Genomic DNA, 21,632 nt, shown 5'->3' on the forward strand with positions numbered 1-21,632 from the left:
TGGAGTACGATTCCGGGAACCTGGTCTTAATAGATCAAAAAAGAAAAAAATGATGATTGAATATGAGGTCGCTGGTTTTTTGTTATCACCTCCTGAATGTGTTAACTTCAATCCTAAGCCTTAATTTGTCACTATCTGATCGATATCCTCATTTACTTCTTCATCTTCACTTACTTCTTTATCTTCATCTACTTCTTTATCTTCACCTACTTCTTCATCTTCACCTACTTCTTCATCTTCACTTACTTTTTCAGTATTCAGGCTTACTTCTTCTTTCCTTACAGGCTCCGAAATTGCTTTTTCAGGTTCGGAAACTTCTTCAACCACGACTTCTTCTTTCTTTCCAGGTTCAGAAACTTCTTCTTCAGTATTCGAGCTTTCTTCTTTATCTTCACTCACTTCTCCAGCGTCTTCACTTACTTCTTCAATGTAATTACAGACTGGCTTACAAACTGGTTTAGGTTCGTCGCATACTGGTTTAGATTCATCACATACTGGTTTGGTTTCTTCGCAGACCGTCTTCTTTACTTCTTTATTTTCTTCGCATGCCGGTTTACTAACTTTTTTTGGTTCTTCACATACTTTTTTGGGTTTTTCGCAGACTGGCTTACAAACTGGTTTTGTTTCTTTAAAAACAGGTTTATTTTCTTTACATTCTGGTTTAGGTTTTTCGCAGATTGGTTTTTCTACTGGTTTATTTTCTTCACATTCTGGTTTACAAACTGGTTTTGTTTCTTCGCAGACTTCTTCAGTTACATTGTCTGCTTCACTATCGGAGCCATTGTCTGAAACCTCAATGCCATTGTCTGTTACATCTCCTTCATCCATCTGGTCGACAATTTTCTGTGCTTCACCTATCATGTAACCTGCTTCATCAGCTGAAATCTTCTTGCATTCCTTCATTTTTTCGGCTAGATGAATGAAAGACTCAAGCGTACAGATGGCATTTTCATCTTCACCTTTTTCGTAGTAGCACATCGCCTTATCAAGGAGAGAAACCAGCCCTGTTCTGGTCTTCTCATGGCATTCATATGTACATTCCACATATTCCTTGAGAGCCTTTATACTATCAAGAGGAGTTGATTCAGAACAATTGTCCGGAACTTCGGTTTCATTGTCTGATCCTGTGTCATCTCCATTATCTGAGTCATTGTCAGGAACCTCAGTTTCATTGTCTGTCCCATTACCCTCATCAGTCTCATTATCATCGAGAGGTGGCACTTCAGATGAAGCGAGGGTAAACATGTAGATATCAGAATTTCCATTGCGCCTATCTTCCCAAACAATTCTATCCCCATAGATAGAAGGTCCTCCTCCATATATGACCCATAGATCATCCATAAATGGCCCATACACCGATCCATTTGTAGTGATCTGAGTTTCCCTTGAAGTAGAAAGATTGTACATGTAAATATTGCGCCTTCCATTGCGATCATCTACCCATATAATCCTGTCTCCATGGATCGCAGGGAACCCCTGATTGGATTCATTGGTAGTTATCTGAATTTCCGTTGAATTGGAGAGACTGTACATGTAAATGTCCCAGTTCCCATTTCTGTCGTCTTCCCATACTATTCTGTCCTCATAGATTGCAGGAAGCCTTTGATTTGAACTATTGGTGGTTATCTGGGTTTCTGTGAAAGTAGAAATATCGTACATATAGATGTCATCATTCCCATTTCTATCGTCTCCCCATACTATTATGTCCTCATAGATCGCAGGAGAAGCCTTATTATGCAGGTGGGAGGTTATCTGGGTTTTTGTGGAAGTGGAATTATCATATATGTAGATATGAAAATCTTCCCACACTATTCTGTCCTTGTAGATAACAGGAGAGTCACATCTATTATTGGTTATTCTGGTTTTATTAGAAGTAGAAATATTGTAAATGCAAATACTATCATTTTCTACCCACCAATTAATACTGTCCATCCACACGCTATAACTGTCTGTCCACACAACCCTATCCCCGTAAATAGCAGGAGATTCTTCATCTGAACTTTCATCAGTGACCTGGATTTCTTTGTGAGTGGAGAGATCGTACATGTAGATATCCCCGTTTCCTGAAGGATATCCATAAGAATTAATAGAATCCTGCTCCCAAACTATTCTGTCTCCATAGATAGAAGGATTGACCTGATCCCATCCATTTGTGGTGATCTGCGTTTCAGTTCCCGCTTCTTTATTACTGTCGTCTACAGGATATCCGGCAGAAGCAAGGGTAAACATGTAGATTCCGCCACTTGGGGGTACCCAAACAATCCTGTCCCCGTAAATAGCAGGGTAGAGGCCAGAACCCTCATCATGTACACCTTCAGCAGTCAACTCGGTTTGAGTGGAAGTGGAAATATTATACATGAAAACATGATCTCTCAAATCCCACAAATCCTGAGTCCACACTATTCTGTCCTCGTAGATATCAGCAGAACCAGTTCTTTCATAGGCTATTAAAGCTCCCTTGGAAGTGGAGAGGTCATACATATTAATCATGAGTTCATTTCCAACAGAATCTTCTTCTCCCCATACAATTTTGCTCCCGTAGATTGAGGGGTTCCACATCCTCACTCCGGGAGAAAGCTGAATTTCTGTGGAAGTGGAAAGATTGTACACGCAGATTGCGTTGTATACGGATAGATACGGGTAAGGTACAAATTCAGGATCATCTGTTGGTACTTCGTCCACCCATACTATTTTGTCCCCGTAAATAGCAGGCTCACTCTGATTTGATTCATTTGTGGTTATCCGGGTTTCCGTGGAAGTGGAAAGGTCGTACATATAAATGTCCCGGTTCCCGTTGCGCTCATCCTGCCACACTATTTTATCCTCGTAAATAGCAGGCTCACTCTGATTTGATTCGTTGGCGGTTATCCGGGTTTCCATGGAAGTGGAGAGGTCGTACATGTAGATATCCCAGTTTCCATTTCTATTGTCCTCCCACACCATCCTGTCCTCATAGATAACAGGATTTAACTGCGTTGAGTTATTGCTGGTTATCTGAGTTTCCGTGGAAGTGGAGAGATCGTACATGTATATGTCCCAGTTTCCATCGGGAATCCAATAATACGTCTGACCTTCCTCATTCCGGTTGTCTGCCCATACAATCCTGTCTCCATCGATATCCAGAGACGTTTGATCTGCTTCATTGCTAATGACCCTGGTCCCCGTACCCTCCTCCAGAATTGCAGCCGCATTCCCTATGGTAATTAAAAGTAAAACGAAAAAAATCCCACAACTAATTACCGTTCTTTTGTTTAATTCCATCGATTCTACCCCTAATACGAAATTTTTTAACTTTCTCTGGAATTCTTTCCAGAATTCGGTTATCTCTGTATTTTAATTTCTAACTCTCGACTTATGAAAAGAATTTTATTAAAAGTTATATTTTATGAGAGAATATAGATATTCTTCTTTTAAATGAAATAGAAATGTTTATTATTTAGTATTGTGAAATTGCGGAATAATGATGATAAATATAATATTTTTTGAAGCAAAAGTTTTCATAATTGCTAAATAGAAAATAAATTCTAAAATGTGTTTAAAATCAGGTTTTTAAAATGTGCAAGCTTTGCTCCTTAAGTTTTAACTTCCTGAATTGCGCCTTGGGATGACAGTGTTCTTTTCATGCCAAATTTGTCCCGTTAGACGAAGGAGAGCGGCTTTCTCAAAAACGCAAAAAGAAAAAAATGATGATTGAATATGAGGTCACTGGTTTTTTGTTATCACTTCCTGAATGTGTTAACTTCAATCCTAAGCCTTAATTTGTCACTATCTGATCGATATCCTCATTTACTTCTTCATCTTCACTTACTTCTTTATCTTCATCTACTTCTTTATCTTCATCTACTTCTTTATCTTCACCTACTTCTTCATCTTCACCTACTTCTTCATCTTCACCTACTTCTTCATCTTCACCTACTTCTTCATCTTCACTTACTTTTTCAGTATTCAGGCTTACTTCTTCTTTCCTTACAGGCTCCGAAATTGCTTTTTCAGGTTCGGAAACTTCTTCAACCACGACTTCTTCTTTCTTTCCAGGTTCAGAAACTTCTTCTTCAGTATTCGAGCTTTCTTCTTTATCTTCACTCACTTCTCCAGCGTCTTCACTTACTTCTTCAATGTAATTACAGACTGGTTTACAAACTGGTTTAGATTCATCGCATACTGGTTTTGTTTCTTCGCAGACTGAATTAGTTTCTTTACAGGCTGGTTCAGAAACCTGTTTTTGTTCTTCACAGGATGTTTTCTGTTTTTCACATACCGGCTTAGTTTCTTCGCAGACCGTCTTCTTTACTTCTTTATTTTCTTCGCATGCAGGTTTACAAACTTTTTTGGGTTCTTCACCTACTTTTTCTGGTTTTTCGCAGGCTGGTTTACATACCGGTTTAGTTTCTTTACATACTGGTTTAGTTTCTTCACATTCTGGTTTAGTTTCTTCGCATTCTGGTTTACATACTGGTTTAGTTTCTTCACATTCTGGTTTAGTTTCTTCGCATTCTGGTTTACATACTGGTTTATTTTCTTCACATTCGGGTTTAGAAACTGGTTTTGTTTCTGCGCAGACTTCGTCAGTTACATTGCCTGCTTCACTATCGGAGTCATTGTCTGAAACCTCAATGCCATTGTCTGTTCCATCTCCTTCATCCATCTGGTCGACAATTTTCTGTGCTTCCCTTATCATGTAACCTGCTTCATCAGCTGAAATCTTCTTGCATTCCTTCATTTTTTCGGCTAGATGAATGAAAGACTCAAGCGTACAGATGGCATTTTCATCTTCACCTTTTTCGTAGTAGCACATAGCCTTATCAAGGAGAGAAACCAGCCCTGTTCTGGTCTTCTCATGGCATTCATATGTACATTCCACATATTCCTTGAGAGCCTGTATAATATCAAGAGGAGTTGATTCAGAACAATTGTCCGGAACTTCGGTTTCATTGTCTGATCCTGTGTCATCTCCATTATCTGAGTCATTGTCAGGAACCTCAGTTTCATTGTCTGTCCCATTACCCTCATCAGTCTCATTATCATCGAGAGGTGGCACTTCAGATGAAGCGAGGGTAAACATGTAGATATCAGAATTTCCATTGCGCCTATCTTCCCACACTATCCTATCACTGTTAATAGCGGGATTATAAGCTGTTCCGCTATTGGAGACCTGAATTCCCTGTTCAGTGGCAAGGTCATATACGTAAATATTATAATAATAGTGGTATGGGTCATCAACGTAGTCACCCTCCCATGACACTTCCTCGTACGCTATCCTGTCACCGTAAATATCAGGACTCAATGGCTTTCCACTACCAATATCGGCTGTTTCCTGAGTGGAGATATCATACGCCATGATATTACTGGCATCATCTCCAACAGGAGTACACATCACTATCTTATCGTCATGGATAGCAAAACTGTAGAAACCAGTAATACTTACTCCTCCGTATCCACTGGTGGTTATCTGAGTTTCCTGTTGAGTGGAAAGGTTGTACAGGACAAGATTGGTGAAGTCGGCGAACTCCTCCAGTTCCTGCCACACGATTTTATCTTTGTATATATCAGGACCGGAAGGTTTGCCTCCATAAGCTATTCCTTTTGTTGATATCTGAGTTTCCTGAGAGGTAGAGATATTATACATGTAAATATCGGATTTTTCATCTCGAGTATCCTTCCAAACAATCCTGTCCCCATAGATTGCAGGATAGTACGCGGTTCCGCTTGTTGATATCTGAGTTTCCTGTTGAGTGAAAAGGTCATACATGTAGATATTGGATTTCCCATCACGGTCATCCTCCCACACGATCTTCTCCCCATAAATAGCAGGATTGATCTGACATGATTCACCGGCGGTTATCTGGGATTCCGTGGAAGTAGAAACATCGTACATGTAGATATCCCAGTTTCCAGTGGGATCCCAATATTCTGAATTTCCTCCATTACGTTCATCCTGCCACACTATTCTGTCACTGTAGACATCGGGATTTAACTGGTTTGAGTTACTGGTAGTTATCTGGGTTTCCACGCCTTCGGTTTCATTGTCTGATCCTGTGTCATCTCCATTATCTGAGTCATTGTCAGGAACCTCAGTTTCATTGTCTGATCCATTACCCTCATCAGTCTCATTATCATCGAGAGGTGGCACTTCAGACGAAGCGAGGGTAAACATGTAGATGTCTCTGTTTCCATTGCGTACATCTTCCCATACTATTCTATCCCCGTAGATACTGGGATGACACCATCGTACTGATTCATTGGCAGTAATCTTAGTTTTTGTAGAAGTAGAGAGATTGTACATGTAGATATCAGAATTTCCATTATACTTCTTAGCGTCCTCCCACACGATCCTGTCCTCATATATAGCCGAATAAGATGATGACGAACTGGGGACTACTCGAGTTTCAATGCCAGTAGAAAGGTCGTACATGTAGATATCTCCATTTCCATTTATCTTTTGACTGTTCCACACTATCCTGTCCCCGTAGATAGCAGGCGAGGATACTGATTCACTGGTGGTAATCTGAGTTTCCCTGGAAGTAGAGAGATCGTACATGTAGATATCCAATGGATTATAATCGTCTCCATTTCGAGAATCACACCATACTATCCTGTCACCATAGATTGCAGGATCGTACTGCCTTGATCCATTGGTAGTGATTTGAGTTTCTTTGTGAGTTGAGAGGTCATACATGTAAACATCTAAATTTGTATAACTACCATTGTCATTACGCCAATCCTGCCACACGATCCTGTCCTCGTAAATAGCAGGCGAGTATGCTGATCCACTGGTACTGATTTGTGTTTCTTTATGAGTTGAGAGATCATACATGTAGATATCAGAATTCATGTAAGTTCCATTGTCATTGCGATAATCAGACCACACTATTCTGTCTCCGTAGATAGCAGGTGTGGACTGAGATGATTTATTGTCGGTAATCTGAGTTTCCGTAGAAGTGGAGATATCATACATGTAAATATCGCCATTTATAAAGTCATGCTCATTTCCATTTCGCCAATCGGTCCAGACTATTCTGTCCCCGTAAATAGAAGGACCCTTCTGGTCTGAATAATTTGTAGTGATCCGGGTTTCCGTACCCTGTGTCAGCTGTTCTTCCTCAGCTGTAGTAATCTGGATTTCTTCGGAATTAGAGAGGTCGTACATATAGATATCCGAAGCGTCATCATAACTCACTGCATTTCGCCAATCGGTCCATACTATTCTGTCCCCGTAAATTGCAGGTTCTAACTGATCTGAATCATTTGTGGTTATCCGGGTTTCCGTAGAAGTAGAAAAATCGTACATGTAAATATCCCCGGTTTCTTCGGTACTTTTAGGAGTGCCACCTGGAATGTTCAGCCATACTATCTTGTCACCATAAATTGCAGGACCATATGCATCATCTATCAAACCGATGGTTTGTGTGGTGGAATTAGACAGGTCATAAACCTCAATCAGGTAGTTTCCTGTTCCGGTTTCAGCCTCATAAACTATCCTGTCTCCGTAAATGAGAGGATTCCGGGTCATATCTCCATAATACTCATCAGACCCTCCGTTCCAGCCCCACCAGTAGGGAGTAATCTGGGTTTTCGTGGAAGTGGAGATATTATACATATAGATCACCTGATCTTCACTCCACACTATTCTATCTTCATAAATATCCGGTGACATTTCATCTGATAAATTGTTTGTGAGCCGGGTTTCCGTAGATGTGGAGATATCATACATGTAAATATCTAAGTTTCCATTGCGGTCGTCCTGCCATACTATTTTGTCTTTATATATCGCAGGCTCACTCTGATTTGATTCACTGGTGGTTATCTGAATTTCTTGTTGAGTGGAAATATCATACATGTAGATATCCCAGTTTACAGAGGGATCCCAGGAATATCCGCTTCCTCCATTGCGCCAGTCGGTCCAGACTATTCTGTCCCCGTAAATAGCAGGACCCTTCTGGTCTGCTTCATTACTGGTTATTTGAGTTTTAGTGGAAGTGGAAATATTGTACATTTGAATATCCCAACTTCCGTTGCTGTCATCCTGCCAAACTATCCTGTCTTCGTAGATAGCAGAGTTCTGTTCCGAACCTGCAGATGTGTTCCCTATGGTAATTAAAAGTAAAACGAAAAAAATCCCACAACTAATTACCGTTCTTTTGTTTAATTCCATCTGATCCTACCCCTAATACGAAATTTTTTAACTTTCCCTCAAATTCTTTTCCAAATCTGGTCATAGGTGTATTTTAATTTCTAATTATGGATGTATAAAAAATTTAATTAAAGATTAAGTTTTATTAGTTAATATAAATATTCTTATTTTGGATAATATAGAAAAGTTTATTATTTTGTATTATAAAAGTTCCAAATAAAAATAATAATATAATATTTTCTGTAGCAAAAGTATTCATTATTGCTAAGTGAAAAATAAGTTTCAAATAATGTTTAAAATCAGTTTTTCAATTGCATGAGCTTTGCTCTTTGAGTTTAGTTTCCTGAACAGGAGAACAGCTTTCTCAAAACGCACAAAAAAGGAAAACGACAATAGAAATCTGTTTTTGCTATATTAAATTCCTAATTTTTTTCCAATATTAAAAGAGAACGTTAAAAACAGGATTGTTATAATTCAGAATAAACTTTTGTAAACTCAGCACCAATTGTAATCATAATTGAAGAATAATATATCAGGAGAAATAATCCAACTGTTGACCCGATTGCTCCATAAACACTTACAGGGTTGCTGTACAGGAAATAGAGGCTCATTGCATACTTGCCTATAGTTATGAGAATTACCGTCACTAGCGACCCTACAAACACAGGTTTAAGTCCAAGTTTTGTATCCGGCAGTACCCTGTATACAAGCATAAAAAAAAGTACAAGGATAAGGAAGCTGGCTGCTGACCCGGTATACTGGGCAACGGAAGGTGAAAAGGGAAAAACTCCCTGAAACAGCCTGGAAACAGTATAAAGCACTCCTTCGATAAGTATGCTGAAGACAAGGAGCCCTCCAATACCTATAACTATAAAAAAAGAGACGATTGCATTTTTTATAAAGTCTTTAATGGTACTGGATTCTACATGTTTGATATCCCAGGCTTTCTCAAGGAAGTCCTTCAACTGCCTGAAAACATTGCTTGCAGACCAGAGCAGGAGCAAAAAACCTATTAACGCTCCGAGTGAGAGGAAATTTACCTCAGGGGTGTTTTCGAAAAGCGCATACATCATATCTATGATGCTCTGGTCAACCGAACCCTGCAGATACTCGATTATGTTTTCCTGAAGACGGCTTGATTTTAAAAAAATACTTCCCAATGATATCGAAAATAGTATAAGAGCAGGAAGGCTTAACACAAAATAAAATGCCAGTGCGGCACTGTGAGTCTTTGCGTCATCCTCCATCCATTCCTTTACTGTTCTGGTAACCAGATCCAAAGTATACCCAGGCTTCATAATTTCCCCAACCAATGATGTGATTCATTTTATTAAATGTCTTTTATAACTGCCCATTGACCTTTTTCCCTGAAAATGAAAGAAAGGTTTCAGGAAGAAAAATAACATATACGCAAAAGTTGATTCCAGAAATATTTCAGAAATATTTCAGAGATTTTTCAGGTTATTTCAGGTTATTTCAGGTTATTTCAGAAATATTTCAGGATATTTCAGAGATATTTCAGAGATATTTCAGAGATATTTCAGAGATATTTCAGAGATATTTCAGAGATATTTCAGAGATATTTCAGAGGTTATACTTCTTTCCTTCAGAATAATAATCACCTTAAAACCTGAGCGTTCTTATTCAGAATATCTAGAGCTTTTTTTCAAAATTCTGGTTTAAAATTTTGGCTCAAATCTTAGAACTAGCTATCATTTATTTATTATTCTTCCAGATTCGAATCCAGCCCTTAAATAACTTTAAAAATCAGAGTGAACGTCTGATATTTAATAAAATGAGAAAGTTTGTAACCCTAAAGGTTTAATCTGGCTGTTTGGTCTTTTATGGTTCTCATAAATATTTTTGTTGATTCTAATAATTAAGTTAATCAATATGTAACTTCAATAGTGTTTCCGTCCTTATCCGTGGCTCTTATCCTTATAAAAGAAGGTAAAGAAAATATTGGAGCTTTGCGCGATACACTATCATAATTTCCTTTTTTATGGGATTTTGCTTCAGGAATTTTGTTATCAGTGAGTATTGACTTTCCTCTCTCAGAAACGGGACTTTTTTGCATTGGTTTTGAAAAAGAGCATATTTTTGGTACAGACATAATCCCTGTACAAATCCCTGTACAGGGGGTGGATTTATTATCATTTTTTCTGGTTCCGGAAAACTTGTCTCTTTTCATAGTCTCTACTCTTTTCTACTTTCTCCTTTTTAAAGCCAGCGATTGTTTAAAATATTTAATACTGACCTGTACTCCTTCACTTCATATAATCTTTTCTATTTTTCGACAGAAACGACTGAAAAAACAAATCTCAGGTTTTTAATTTTATATCGATGTTTGCAGTCTTATAATTTAATTAAATTAAAAAAGGGATCGGCATCTCTCAAAGAGAGTTTTTGCCGATTATTTAAATCCCAGACAAATTATGGTACGAGAGTCTTTATTGCCTGAGGGACATGAACACTGACATTCTGCCTGATGTTTTTCCTTATCTCGTCTACCATGCTTATCTCATCTTTGTCCAGTATCTTTGCGTAATGAATGACTGCAAAGTATACGATGATGAAAACTGCATACTCCCAGGCTGCTCCTGAAAGTGGAATTATTATTTTTGCAGCCAGCATGGTTGCGGTCATGACAACACAAACCAGGGTCAGTTTTCTGTACATTGAAGTGAAGGGGTGCATTTTCTGCTTCCTCCAGGCTCTTAAGGTCATTGAAACTTCTATGGATGCATAGGATACGGCAGTTCCTATAGCTGCACCTATCATGCCGTATTCAGGTATAAGCATGAAGTTAACAACTGCGTTAATTCCTGCACTTGCAACCGAACACCTCATCAGGAAGTCAGAGTCCCCGGAAGCCAGTAGGGTATGGTAGTTGAACCCGAAATATGAGTTTGCTATGAACCCCATGGCAAGGATGCGCAGGGCCGTTGTACCGCCTACATACTCCGCTCCGTAGAGTTTAGTGATAAGAAACTCAGGGTACACGAATATCAGTGCAAAGATCGGGAATGTAAGTAGGAAGCACCATTTGGTCATTACCGCATATATCGAACCAACAGGTTGAGTTTTGTTAAGGCCCCACAGCTTTGATGCTACCGGGACATACACATAGCCCATGGAGGCTATTACAAGGGACAGGAACCCAACAATAGGGTACACTGCGTTGTAAACTCCCACAACTTCAGCCGGTCTGAAATAACCGAGCATTATGGTGTCTATCCAGCTCATGAGGTTCAGCAGGGTTGCAGTTATCAGGAGCGGGAATGAATACCTTATCAGCTGTCTGGTGGGCTCGCTGAATTTAATTTTCCATTCGGGCTTTACCGGCGGCTTCTTTACAAAGTATACCGACATTATACTGAAAGTAAAGACCATTGAAATCAGGTCTGCAAATACTACTCCTTTAAGGGACGCTCCGAAGTATACGGCAGCTGAAGCAAATCCGAGCAGGGATAAAGGTCTTATGATGTTATAGAAGTACATGTTAACATTCGTGCGGTCGAATCCCCTGTAGATTGCTACTGTGAGGTTCAGGAGTATGGTGAACGGGATAGCAAAGACAAGGATCTTGACTACGGACAGAATCTGGCCCTGTGCATCAAATCCTTTTCCTGCCAGGCTTTCGAAGAGTGAAGGTGAGACCAGGATGGCTAGCAAACCAGCAATCAGGCCCATGAGTATTGCTGATATTATTAACTCATGTACCTTCTGTTCCTCCTGCCTGCCCCTGAAGAACGCAATATATCTCGGGACCCCCTCATTGAGTCCGAGGGTTGCGACAGCACCTGTGATCGATATCACGGTCAGCGCAAGGGAATATGTGCCGAAGTCGGCTGGCGAGAGGTGAGATGTCATTACTTTTTTAATAAGGATGTCGAGAAGCATCCCGAGGAAGGTCCCTGCAAGTATTACACCGGAACCGCCCACTATCCGGTTAACAGATTCGTTAACTGACATGAAGCTCCCCGCCTTAATTCCTGTTTTCCGGGGTTTTAGGGCAGGAACAGAGTTCTGATGCCCTGTCAGTTACGACTGGATAACTCTCAGTTAACCGATTAAAGTCCAGGAAGATTTTCTTTGCAGTCTTCAGTAGAGCTAAACCTGATTCTTCAACCGTGCACATCTTGCCTGATAGGGTGCTGGCATTTGATGAAATGTAATGGGGAGCGGGATGGATAGAAAATTTCATTTTAGGGTTCAGGGTTTCAAAGTCTGCTGTTTCAAATTCCTTAAAACAGCTGGAAATCTTAAATGTATTGTCGTTTCTGTTTCTTTGCTCGATTTCCTGCCCTGTTGCTTCAGGGAGAGCCAGGACAGTGTCTAACTGGGGTTTCTGATAAACAATCGACATGGTTCGCTTACGACCTTTTGGGTTGGATGAAGATAGGTCTTCGATTGTGCTGGGGCTGGAGTCCAGGCAGGATGTGATTGAACCACGGGCTGGGTTTCCCGCTGGATTCAGTTTCCGGGATTAAGTGTCTGAACACTCAATGATAGCTGGACTTCTTGCAGTACCGAGAAATTAGGGTTGGGTAGATCTTCTCAGGCAGCGCCCCATGCGTTGGATCGGGGTAGGGCTCCGATTGCTCGGATAAATAGGGTTCTGGCTCGAATCGAAACTGATTCAAAGCATAAGCATGGCAGTACCCTGTCAGGTTTTCTGCCAGATGGTTTTGGGTATTTTTACCGGTGGCATCGGGTAATGCTCACCGGCATCTTAAAAGGCAGCTTATTTTCCATTTCCGCGGATTTCAGCAAACCAGTTTTGAACCTGCTGCCCTTTTTTGCACAATAGCTGTTTAGGGATACGAGCCATTGCTTCAAAGAACCAGCAGCCGGCCTGGGTGCCTGTTAGCTGCTGACAGGCAATAGCGTGCGTTTTGTAAGCTTGATCTTTTTTCTTAAAATAGGAGAAGCTCCAACTTATTTAATTTCATTGAAAGTTCCCCCAAATTTTAGTAGGAGTACCTGCTCAACTAAGTATTTAAACGTTTCTATGCGAACGCCTGATTATCATTATCGGGTTAAACAGGTACCGAAGAGAAAAAGTCATTTACAATGTATTTTTCTGAATGTCCTGTTGAAGGCCTGATTCTTATGTAAATTTCATCATTCGGGCTCAGACCCTGGAGCCATATTAGGGCACCATTTCCGTAAATAAGCCTCAATAACACTCTATCAAAACCGAGAATTCTGATTTGCCTTTTTCGGACATCTCTAAACTTATTCCTCATGTAGGGATTTTAGGGAGCAGGAGGCGTTTTTTCTTACTGTTTTTTTGTTTGGAGGTTGGATCAAAAAGACTTCGTTTCTGAAAAGCAGATTAAAGCAATAAAGTCAAAAAAACATCACGATTTATCATTATTATTATTCTTCTTATCTTGAACAAAAATTTTCCATACAGTATTCTCTAAAAGGTTGTCAGATTTCAACTTTATACAGCCGAATCATTAAAAATCAACAGTGTTGAATAAATATGAGTTACGAATAAATATTGTCTCCTATCACAGAAAAAATAACAATTAGAAATGCATTGAGCTCCGCAGAATAAAATAACGATTATGAATGCACTGAGCTCATCTGTTCAGATTATGAAAATACATTTGTCTATAAAAAACAATGAATTTAAAGGAAAGAAAACTTGAAAAATAGTAAATATGGTGCAATATCAATGACGTATATTACACCAGATAACAAAAAACTCTGTCTCGACGGCTTTTCTATCTTTTAAGGTGAAAAAAGATCCATGGACATAAAACTGCTTTATGCCATTATCACCTTTACAGCACAACTGTAATGCGGGATACCGTCATAAAATCAGCGAGATTATCGCAAGTATAACAAAGATTATAACAAGCCATTTTGCGATAGTCATAGAAAAACCGGCAATTCCCCGCGCACCCAATATATATGCAATTAATGCTAAAATTAAAAATACAACTGCTAATCCGATTAGATCCGCCATATTTTACTCTCCCAACCTTCATTTAACTGATAAATTGATTATTAGATTAAAGGTATTTATAATTTGACTGTCAAAGTAACTCGGTTTTACGGAAAAAGATGTCCTTTATCCTGAATTCAGCAGATTGACATTTTAATTCAGTTGTTTTTGTTATTGTGACTTTTTAATAGATTGTTTCTTCACATCTTTTATTACATTAACAGTTTGTAAAGTGCAGTATCAATGACAGTTTAAAAGCAGTATTATAAATAGCTCTAAAAATCAAGAAACAATCTCAGAAGGTTTGGTATTTGCCCCTGCCATCCTGCTCAGGGGAATAACAAAAAGGGAAATTAAAAAAGGCCTGATAAATCTATGAAGTTCAAAATATATGAGATGTTTTAAAAAGGAGATAGGGCTGCACATAGCCCTGCCCCTTCTTCCATTCTTTTAATTCAACTTTGTTCCGCATTCACCGCAGAACCTGGTGCCGATGGACACTTTATTTCCGCAATTCGGGCATTTTGTGAGAGAAAGAGATGCTCCGCAGTTATTGCAGAATTTTCCTTCACCTGATGGTTTACCGCATTCAGGGCATAAAGTCTGCCTTCTCTCTATATTCCCTTTGAATACGCTTGTATTTTCAGCTTTTTCCCTCATTTCATCTACCATACGTTCCGCCCTTATTGCGGTCAGCTCAACATTTTCCCTTGGTGCGCATCCCACACAGAGATTGTCCTGCTCGTTCCAGTCGGCTTCGCAGACATAATGTTTGCACCGTGGGCACCTGAGGAAATGTTCTTTTGCTTCATTCTGGGCTATTTCAAAAGCGCCTTCCCACTCTTTACGCCATTCTGGGGACATCCCCTGCTTGCGGTCATTGAAGATGTCCACACCTCTTTCAATTGCATTTCCAACGCCGTACTGGCCTACAAGGTCAGAGCCAGCAGAAAGAGCTTTTCCTACCATTCCGAAAATGCCCGTCTTTTTATAAGTCCTGGATTCTATGAACCTTGTTTTGTAGCCATCCTGACAGATATCACAGTAAAAAGTAAACTGGAAACCTGATTCTGAACTGTTGTCTTCATAATTCCTTGTAAAAGGCTGGAGCTGTGACTTTCGAGATCCCATTTTTATCACCTTAGCGGTTTACCGCATTTGACACAATTCCTGTTTGTAGGAGGCTGTTCGGCCCTGCATTTGGGGTTGGGGCAGACAACAATAATCGGAGTACCGCAATAGCTGCATTTGTCCCCCAGAAAAGTCTCTTTTCCGCAGCTTTCACATATTTTCCACAGTAAAATGCCGCAGTGACCGCAGGCCTTTGCACCGTCCTCAAGAGGGTATCGGCATATCGGGCATCTAATGGGCCCAAGAGGATTTTCCTGGGTACAGAACGGGCAGAAATTGGAATCACGAGCGATCAATTTCCCACAGTATTTACACGGATGTTTATAACTTGCCATCTTTCTACAACCCTTTAATTCCATTTGCCTGGAAGATGCCCGGACAAATAAACTATTATTAATTATTGTATCGTAGTTTTTGAAATTTCCGGTAATGATATGTAAAATCTGGAATAATAAAAAATTTAGCATTTAGTTTTATTTAATTGACCTGTTTTTTCTCCGTTAGAAAAAATACGCTTTATTATATTATCAAAAAAATAATATTTTCGAAGATTCTATTATAAATTTAATATTCATCTATCTTTCTCGCCCGTATTGATAAAAATAAAACAGAACGGCGCCCAAAAGATTTTGTTTTAATCTTCTCAAGCTAAATTCAGTAGAATTTGAAAATTAAATGCCTTCTCCCAGGTGCCGGAGTTTGTTATTTACCTTACATTTCAGGATCAGGCAAAAACATAAACTGAATTTTCTTTTCTGAGAAGTCTTGTTTACTATGCCAGAACCTTTATGCAGTATTCTTTTTTTCAGCTCCTTTGCTTCTTTTCTGGCGGTGACGACAGGAAGGATGGCTGTATAGAATGAATTGCGGGTAATAAAGAACATCAACAGGATAATCAGAAAAATAACTAGTATCGTGTCACCGATGGGAAGTCTTAAGCGTTATATTGGATGATCTTCATAAGTATCATTCATGATTAAATATACTGTGACACTTACCGGAGATGAACGTAGATCTCTTTGTGAACTTGCTTCAAAGGGAAAACATAACTCTCAACAAATTCTCAATGCTCTGATTTTGCTTAATTGCGATAAAAGTGAATTGAATGTTAGCCATTCAACCAATGAAGAAATCTCACGTGTCCTGAATATTAGTATGAAAAAAATTGACCGTGTTAAGAAGAGATTTGTTGAAGAAGGTCTTGAAGTTGCCCTTAACGGGAAAGAAAGCGAGCGCATTTATACTAAAAAAGTTGATGGTGATCTTGAAGCCCATTTAGTCGCCCTTAGTTGCAGTCAACCCCCTGAAGGTTTTGCAAGATGGTCGTTAAGATTATTAGCCGATAAGGCTGTAGAACTTGGTTATTTCGAGGAAATTTCTCACGAAACAGTACGCCGTACTTTAAAAAAACGAAATCAAACCCTGGCAAAGGAAACAATGGGTAATTCCTCCAGAACAAAACAGTAGTTTTGTTGCGAATATGGAAATGGTTCTGGACGTTTATAAACGTCCGTTTGATCCACGAAATCCTGTTGTGTGTATGGACGAATCCCCAAAACAACTGATTGCAGAAACCCGGATCCCTATCCCCTGCTCAACAGGGAAGCCAGAAAAGTACGATTATGAATACAAGCGAAATGGAATGTGCAATATATTCCTTGCCTGTGAACCGTTGACAGGGAAAAGAATGGTAAAGATCACTGAAAGAAAAACAAAGAGAGATTGGGCTTATTTTCTCGAAGAAATAGAAGTTCAACATGAAAATGCAGATAAAATTACGTTAGTAATGGACAATCTAAACACGCACATACCTGGATCTCTCTACGAAACATTTCCACCACCAAAAGCAAAGGCGCTATGGGACAGATTTGAGTTCGTCTACACGCCAAAACATGGAAGCTGGTTGAACATGGCAGAGATTGAACTGAATGTACTTACAGGTCAATGTTTAAAAAGGAGAATGGATAACATCGAGTTTGTCAGAAAAGAAGTTTTGGCATGGCAAAATTACAGAAACAACAAAAATTCAAAGGTTAAATGGCAATTTACAACAGATGATGCAAGGATAAAATTGTCACGTCTTTATCCGACTATTGAGGATTGACGCGACACTAGGAGCTGCCGGGATTAGTGAAAAAGGTATGGAAGAATTATTGCATAATTCTTCTGGCCTCAATATAATACCTTTTCTCGTTTTCCTTTCCAAGGGAAAATGACTTCCGTGGAAGGATTCCTTTCTTCTTTATAAGAGCAAAAAACTCATTTCTTTTTAATGGGGGAAGGAAGAAACCAATGCTTTCCGGCTCTTTTCCGAGCTTCTCAACGACTTCAGGGTCATGTTCGTATTCGACAGCGTAATCGTCAATGATTTCATCAAGGGTTTCAACCTCAAGGTCATGTTTGGGCTTATCAAATATAAGGAAACCACGTCTGTTTTTTGTAACAAACTCGATTGAATGGCCGCCTTCCGGTTTATTCTCACATTCGGTACCTGAATTGAATAAAGATGACTCTACGATCTTTGCATCAAACCTTTCGAGCAGTTTTTCGGGATTTATTCCCCTGACAAGCCTGTGAATCGGCTCAAAGGTAAGGCCCGGGTCATGGATATTCACAAGCTCAACAAGTGCGTACCTTGCGGGATGGTTGTCCGGGACTGTCTTTTTAATTGTTTCCCAGAAACTCTTTGCAGCTGCAAGGCTGTGGTTCCCGTCCCCGGCAAGCAGGATACCAAGGGATTCAATCTTTTTCGAAATTTCTTCAAGCACATTTCTGTCGCTGATTTTAAAGCCCTTAATATGCCCGCCGTCTTCCATCAGGTCAAAATCATAGACCTTATCCCCTTCATAAACAGGACCTTCTGTGTTTCCTGGGAGAACGGAAAAGTCCGGGTCATCATACAGAATAAGGACGTGAGTAAGCTCGAGTTCTGCATTTTCTCTTATCTTGACTCTTGCAGGAAGCCTTTCTTTGATTGTTTTTTCAGTTGGCCGGATAAAAGAGTCAGTTCCGGTGTATTCGTATTCTTCCAGGTCAACTGCTGCAACCAGACCTGTCCTTTCCCTGCCGGAAAAATTGCGCTTTACAAGAATAAAGCAGGGACCGTGGTCAATAAGGATATCTCTATAGCTGTGCATTGCTTTATGAATTTCATCCACTCTTTTTTCGTCTAAAGGAAGGTATATCTCAGGATAAATAAGATTCAGAGCAGAAGGGGTATCTCCAACAAATTCTTCAACTCTTTTCCAGTAGTCCAGGTCCTGAGTGTGCTGGTCACAGGCAATTACTGCCCATTCTTTCCAGTTAGTCTCTGGAAGAAGAATGTTCGGAACGTGCAAAATCATGGCTAATAAAAAATAGAAAGAAGATATAAAGATTTCTAAACTCCAGATCTTGCAGGGCTCCAGGTAAAAAAAGGGGCGTTAAAAAATATAACCCGGATTAAAAATCCTTTCATTTCACAACTTTATATCCGGCGTTCTTCCATGCAGTCATGCTGCCGAGTACATTGTACACCATGTCATATCCGTTCTTTTTCAGAATCGAAGCCGCTATATTTGAACGTCTGGACGAATCGCAGTAAACAATTATCGGACTATTCCGGGGGACTTTATCCAGATTCTCTTCCAGATGACCTACGTATACGTGCCTTGCTCCTTCAATATGTCCTTTTTCCCATTCCTCGTCCCGCCTTACGTCCAGAATTACCATTTCCTCATTCTTCTCGATTTTATCTTTCAGGCTCTGGACAGATATCAGGTTCAGGCTTTCTACAGGCAGGGCTTTCATATACCAGGATGAAATTCCTCCATTCAGGAAACCTGCTATACTGTCATACCCTATTCTGACCAGATAGCTGACAGCGGCCTCAAGCTGATCTTTCTCTTCAAGTACGAGAAGTATGGGCTTATCGTAAGGGAGCACCCAGCCTGCATAATAAGGCAGTCCTTTAAGCCAGATTCCGTATGAACCTTTTATATGCGCTCCTCCGAAAGAATGCGGCATACGCGTGTCCACAACCATTGCCCCTTTTTCCATCTCTTTTACGAACTCTTTCGGAAAAAGCAGCTCCGGAACTGGAAGCCCTTTCAGCAAAGGAGGGCCCTGAAGGTTATACTGCTCCATTTTTTTAAAATAAGGGGGAAATTCAAGCTTTTCTTCAAGCTTAAACTTTATGAACTTTTCTTTATCAGTCCTCTGAAGAGCAGGATTCTGAATACGTTCGAGGCCCAGGGTACTGTATTCTCTTTTGGAGATGGCTCCTCCACAGAGAGAACCCGCACCGTGTGCAGGGCAGAGTATTACTCCGTCTCCCAGGGGAAGAATCTTACTAAAAATGCTCTCATACAGGTTTGCTGCCATCCTTGGAATTTCTTCAGGCCCGTAAAGGTCGGTTCTTCCCACATCACCTACGAAAAGGGCATCTCCTGTGAAAACCATTAAAGGCGCTTTTCCTGAGTCCGGGTCTGTGAGCGCATAGGACATGCTTTCATCGGTATGCCCGGGAGTATGCAGAGCAGTCAGCTTCATAGACCCGAAATTAAACTCCTGTTCGTCGCTGACAAAAATTCCGTATTTAAAATCTACTCCCTTACCGTGGTAGATCTCTGCATCCGTCAACTCCTTCAGTTCCAGAGAGCCAATTACATAGTCTTCATTTCTGTGCGTTTCAAAAATATATTTTATTTTCATGCCCTCTCTTCTGGCAATATCTAAGTATATCTGGCAGTCTCTCCTGGGATCGATAACAATGGCTTCATTTCCAGAACCGACAAAATAAGAAAGATGAGCCAGTCCCTCAGACTTGATGCGCTCAAATATCATAATTAACCCCGCAATTATATTCCCTTTTATTCGATATATTTACAATTATTTTGCAGTCGCCTTACGTACCTTTTACAGGTTATCAGGTCTCGACTTTTTTTAATTTGCCGTGCTTTTATTATACAACTGCATGCCTCATATGTTTTTTGAGGAATTTTTCAGGAAAAACTATTCGAAAGCAAACCCTTGTCCTTTCATTCCTGCTATAACCGAAAATTTCTGGCTGAAAATCACTTTCTTAAATAACGTTATTACCCGATATGTTTGTTCAGGTTTGAAGGTATGTTTTTTTGAAGTAATATAACAGATTGCTGGTTTTGAAATATTTTACGTGAAAAAACAATTCGCTTTCGGGTAATTTTTGGTATAATTAATTTAAAATAATTAAGAGTCAATTCTATATTTGTAACCAGGAGTGAATGGATGAACGAGTGAGTAATTGGTATGAATGAGTAAGTAGAAGAATGGCCCGAAAGCCACAGTTCCTGTTCCGGGAGATATGCTTGGGGGAGCGTATCTATGGAACAACTGTATCGGGGGCTACAGTCGGAACAATGGCTTTCGGGCGTTTTCTTACTCTACCTTTTCTGTTCTCCGTTTTTGCTGTTCTCTACCTTTTCTGTTCTCCGTTTTTGCTGTTCTCTATCTTTTCTGTTCTCCGCTTTTGCTGCTTTTTTCCTGCATTTTTTCTTTATTTCTCTTTTCCCTGCTCTCTTCTTTTTCCACCTTTTTACTATCCTGAAGTTTATATCCTGAAGTTTATACCATCCTTACTCCTATGGGGATAAAAGAAGCATTCAGTCGCTTTTAATCTCAATAAATTACAGGTTAAAAGAAGTTTTCAGTAACCTTCAATCTCAATAATCCTCTTTAGTCTCAAACTTGAGGAAACTTGAAGAGCTGAAGCGTTGTTTATAAACTAATATATGGGTGAGAGGATTTGAAAGGTTCAATAACCCTGGACGAGAATGAAGGAAAGAATTTTCATAAAGGGATGCGCGAGATTATGCTATTTACTACCGTGTGGGCAGGAAGAATATTGGCAAAAACCCTGGACATCTTCAGTTTTCCTGAACTTATGGACCTTCTGTGGCAGACCATGAAACCAAATACCCGAAGGCTAACCCGGATAGAGGAGCAGGAAGCCAGAAAGGTTTTTGGAGACAGTATAAATTACCGAAAAGTACGCATTGACGAAAACTCGCTGATCGCCTGGCTTGGGGCAAAGAGGCATAAATGCTCGGGCATGGGGATAACCTCTTTTCGCACCATCAACTTCAATAAAAGAATTAAACCTGCTCCCGGGAATTCGCATATGAAATGGCTTATCCATGAACTGGCTCATGTATCACAGATGGAACATATAGGCTCAAGATACATGATTGAGGCGTCTTATGCCAGAGCAACAGAAGGCTACGGATATATTCTTGGTGCAAATCCGCACTTTTGTAATTATAACCGGGAACAGCAGGCTTCGATTGTTGCAGATTATTATATTGCGCTGGTCTCAGGCCGTCCAACGGAAGCTTATGACCCGTATATTATAGAATTGCTGGCAGGAGATCTGTAATATTGTTCAACTTT

General features: G+C 39.9%; 14 protein-coding genes. 3 read left to right on the plus strand and 11 right to left on the minus strand.

What is annotated here, in order from left to right; all coding sequences use genetic code 11:
- Window positions 1-120: 120 nt before the first annotated feature.
- From M886_RS17540 to M886_RS13300, 3 genes are all read right to left on the minus strand, one after another.
- Window positions 121-3,261: a hypothetical protein gene (locus tag M886_RS17540; RefSeq protein ID WP_053228899.1), complete on the minus strand. Its 3,141-nt coding sequence runs from the start codon at window positions 3,259-3,261 to the stop codon at window positions 121-123.
- 493 nt (window positions 3,262-3,754) lie between these two features.
- Window positions 3,755-8,152, minus strand: coding sequence for a hypothetical protein (locus M886_RS19200; RefSeq protein WP_235203961.1), 4,398 nt, complete (start codon window positions 8,150-8,152; stop codon window positions 3,755-3,757).
- 446 nt (window positions 8,153-8,598) lie between these two features.
- Window positions 8,599-9,411 carry a YihY/virulence factor BrkB family protein gene (locus M886_RS13300; RefSeq protein WP_235203962.1) on the minus strand — a complete coding sequence of 271 codons (813 nt, stop codon included), beginning with the start codon at window positions 9,409-9,411 and terminating at the stop codon, window positions 8,599-8,601.
- A 74-nt stretch (window positions 9,412-9,485) separates the two neighbouring features.
- Here M886_RS13300 and M886_RS13305 point away from each other — a divergent pair, with 74 nt between their 5' ends.
- The gene (locus tag M886_RS13305; protein ID WP_152558039.1) at window positions 9,486-9,746 is read left to right on the plus strand and encodes a hypothetical protein; all 261 of its coding nucleotides are present in this window, start codon (window positions 9,486-9,488) and stop codon (window positions 9,744-9,746) included.
- A 273-nt stretch (window positions 9,747-10,019) separates the two neighbouring features.
- Here the strand turns inward: M886_RS13305 and M886_RS13310 are convergent, their stop codons facing one another.
- From M886_RS13310 to M886_RS13335, 6 genes are all read right to left on the minus strand, one after another.
- Window positions 10,020-10,244 carry a hypothetical protein gene (locus M886_RS13310; protein WP_226987618.1) on the minus strand — a complete coding sequence of 75 codons (225 nt, stop codon included), beginning with the start codon at window positions 10,242-10,244 and terminating at the stop codon, window positions 10,020-10,022.
- A gap of 320 nt (window positions 10,245-10,564) precedes the next feature.
- Window positions 10,565-12,106: a flippase gene (locus tag M886_RS13315; RefSeq protein WP_011034829.1), complete on the minus strand. Its 1,542-nt coding sequence runs from the start codon at window positions 12,104-12,106 to the stop codon at window positions 10,565-10,567.
- A 13-nt stretch (window positions 12,107-12,119) separates the two neighbouring features.
- Complete coding sequence (locus M886_RS13320; protein ID WP_015412913.1) at window positions 12,120-12,500, minus strand: hypothetical protein; 381 nt, start codon at window positions 12,498-12,500, stop codon at window positions 12,120-12,122.
- Between the two features lie 1,458 nt (window positions 12,501-13,958).
- Window positions 13,959-14,114 (minus strand): DUF1328 domain-containing protein, encoded by a 156-nt coding sequence (locus M886_RS17990; RefSeq protein WP_048037686.1) that lies wholly within the window; start codon window positions 14,112-14,114, stop codon window positions 13,959-13,961.
- A 429-nt stretch (window positions 14,115-14,543) separates the two neighbouring features.
- Entirely contained in the window at window positions 14,544-15,224 is a 681-nt protein-coding gene (locus M886_RS13330) for a zinc ribbon domain-containing protein (protein ID WP_048051316.1), read from the minus strand.
- A gap of 5 nt (window positions 15,225-15,229) precedes the next feature.
- The gene (locus M886_RS13335) at window positions 15,230-15,559 is read right to left on the minus strand and encodes a double zinc ribbon domain-containing protein (protein ID WP_048037685.1); all 330 of its coding nucleotides are present in this window, start codon (window positions 15,557-15,559) and stop codon (window positions 15,230-15,232) included.
- A gap of 637 nt (window positions 15,560-16,196) precedes the next feature.
- Here M886_RS13335 and M886_RS17995 point away from each other — a divergent pair.
- Window positions 16,197-17,328, plus strand: a protein-coding gene (locus M886_RS17995) for an IS630-like element ISMma9 family transposase (protein WP_152558040.1) whose coding sequence is annotated in 2 segments (ribosomal slippage) — window positions 16,197-16,630 and window positions 16,629-17,328 — 1,134 coding nt in all. Because the reading frame shifts where the segments join, the coding sequence is not laid out codon by codon here.
- Window positions 17,329-17,374: 46 nt separating this feature from the next.
- On the opposite strand, the gene M886_RS13355 is transcribed toward M886_RS17995, so the two are convergent.
- Both M886_RS13355 and M886_RS13360 read right to left on the minus strand, forming a co-directional pair.
- Window positions 17,375-18,568: a DUF1015 domain-containing protein gene (locus M886_RS13355; protein WP_048036759.1), complete on the minus strand. Its 1,194-nt coding sequence runs from the start codon at window positions 18,566-18,568 to the stop codon at window positions 17,375-17,377.
- Window positions 18,569-18,677: 109 nt separating this feature from the next.
- On the minus strand, window positions 18,678-20,048 hold the full coding sequence (locus M886_RS13360; protein WP_048036760.1) for an MBL fold metallo-hydrolase: 1,371 nt from the start codon (window positions 20,046-20,048) through the stop codon (window positions 18,678-18,680).
- A 940-nt stretch (window positions 20,049-20,988) separates the two neighbouring features.
- Here M886_RS13360 and M886_RS13365 point away from each other — a divergent pair.
- Window positions 20,989-21,618, plus strand: coding sequence for a hypothetical protein (locus tag M886_RS13365; protein ID WP_015412920.1), 630 nt, complete (start codon window positions 20,989-20,991; stop codon window positions 21,616-21,618).
- Window positions 21,619-21,632 lie beyond the last annotated feature (14 nt).

The organism is Methanosarcina soligelidi (assembly GCF_000744315.1).
Classification (GTDB): domain Archaea; phylum Halobacteriota; class Methanosarcinia; order Methanosarcinales; family Methanosarcinaceae; genus Methanosarcina; species Methanosarcina mazei.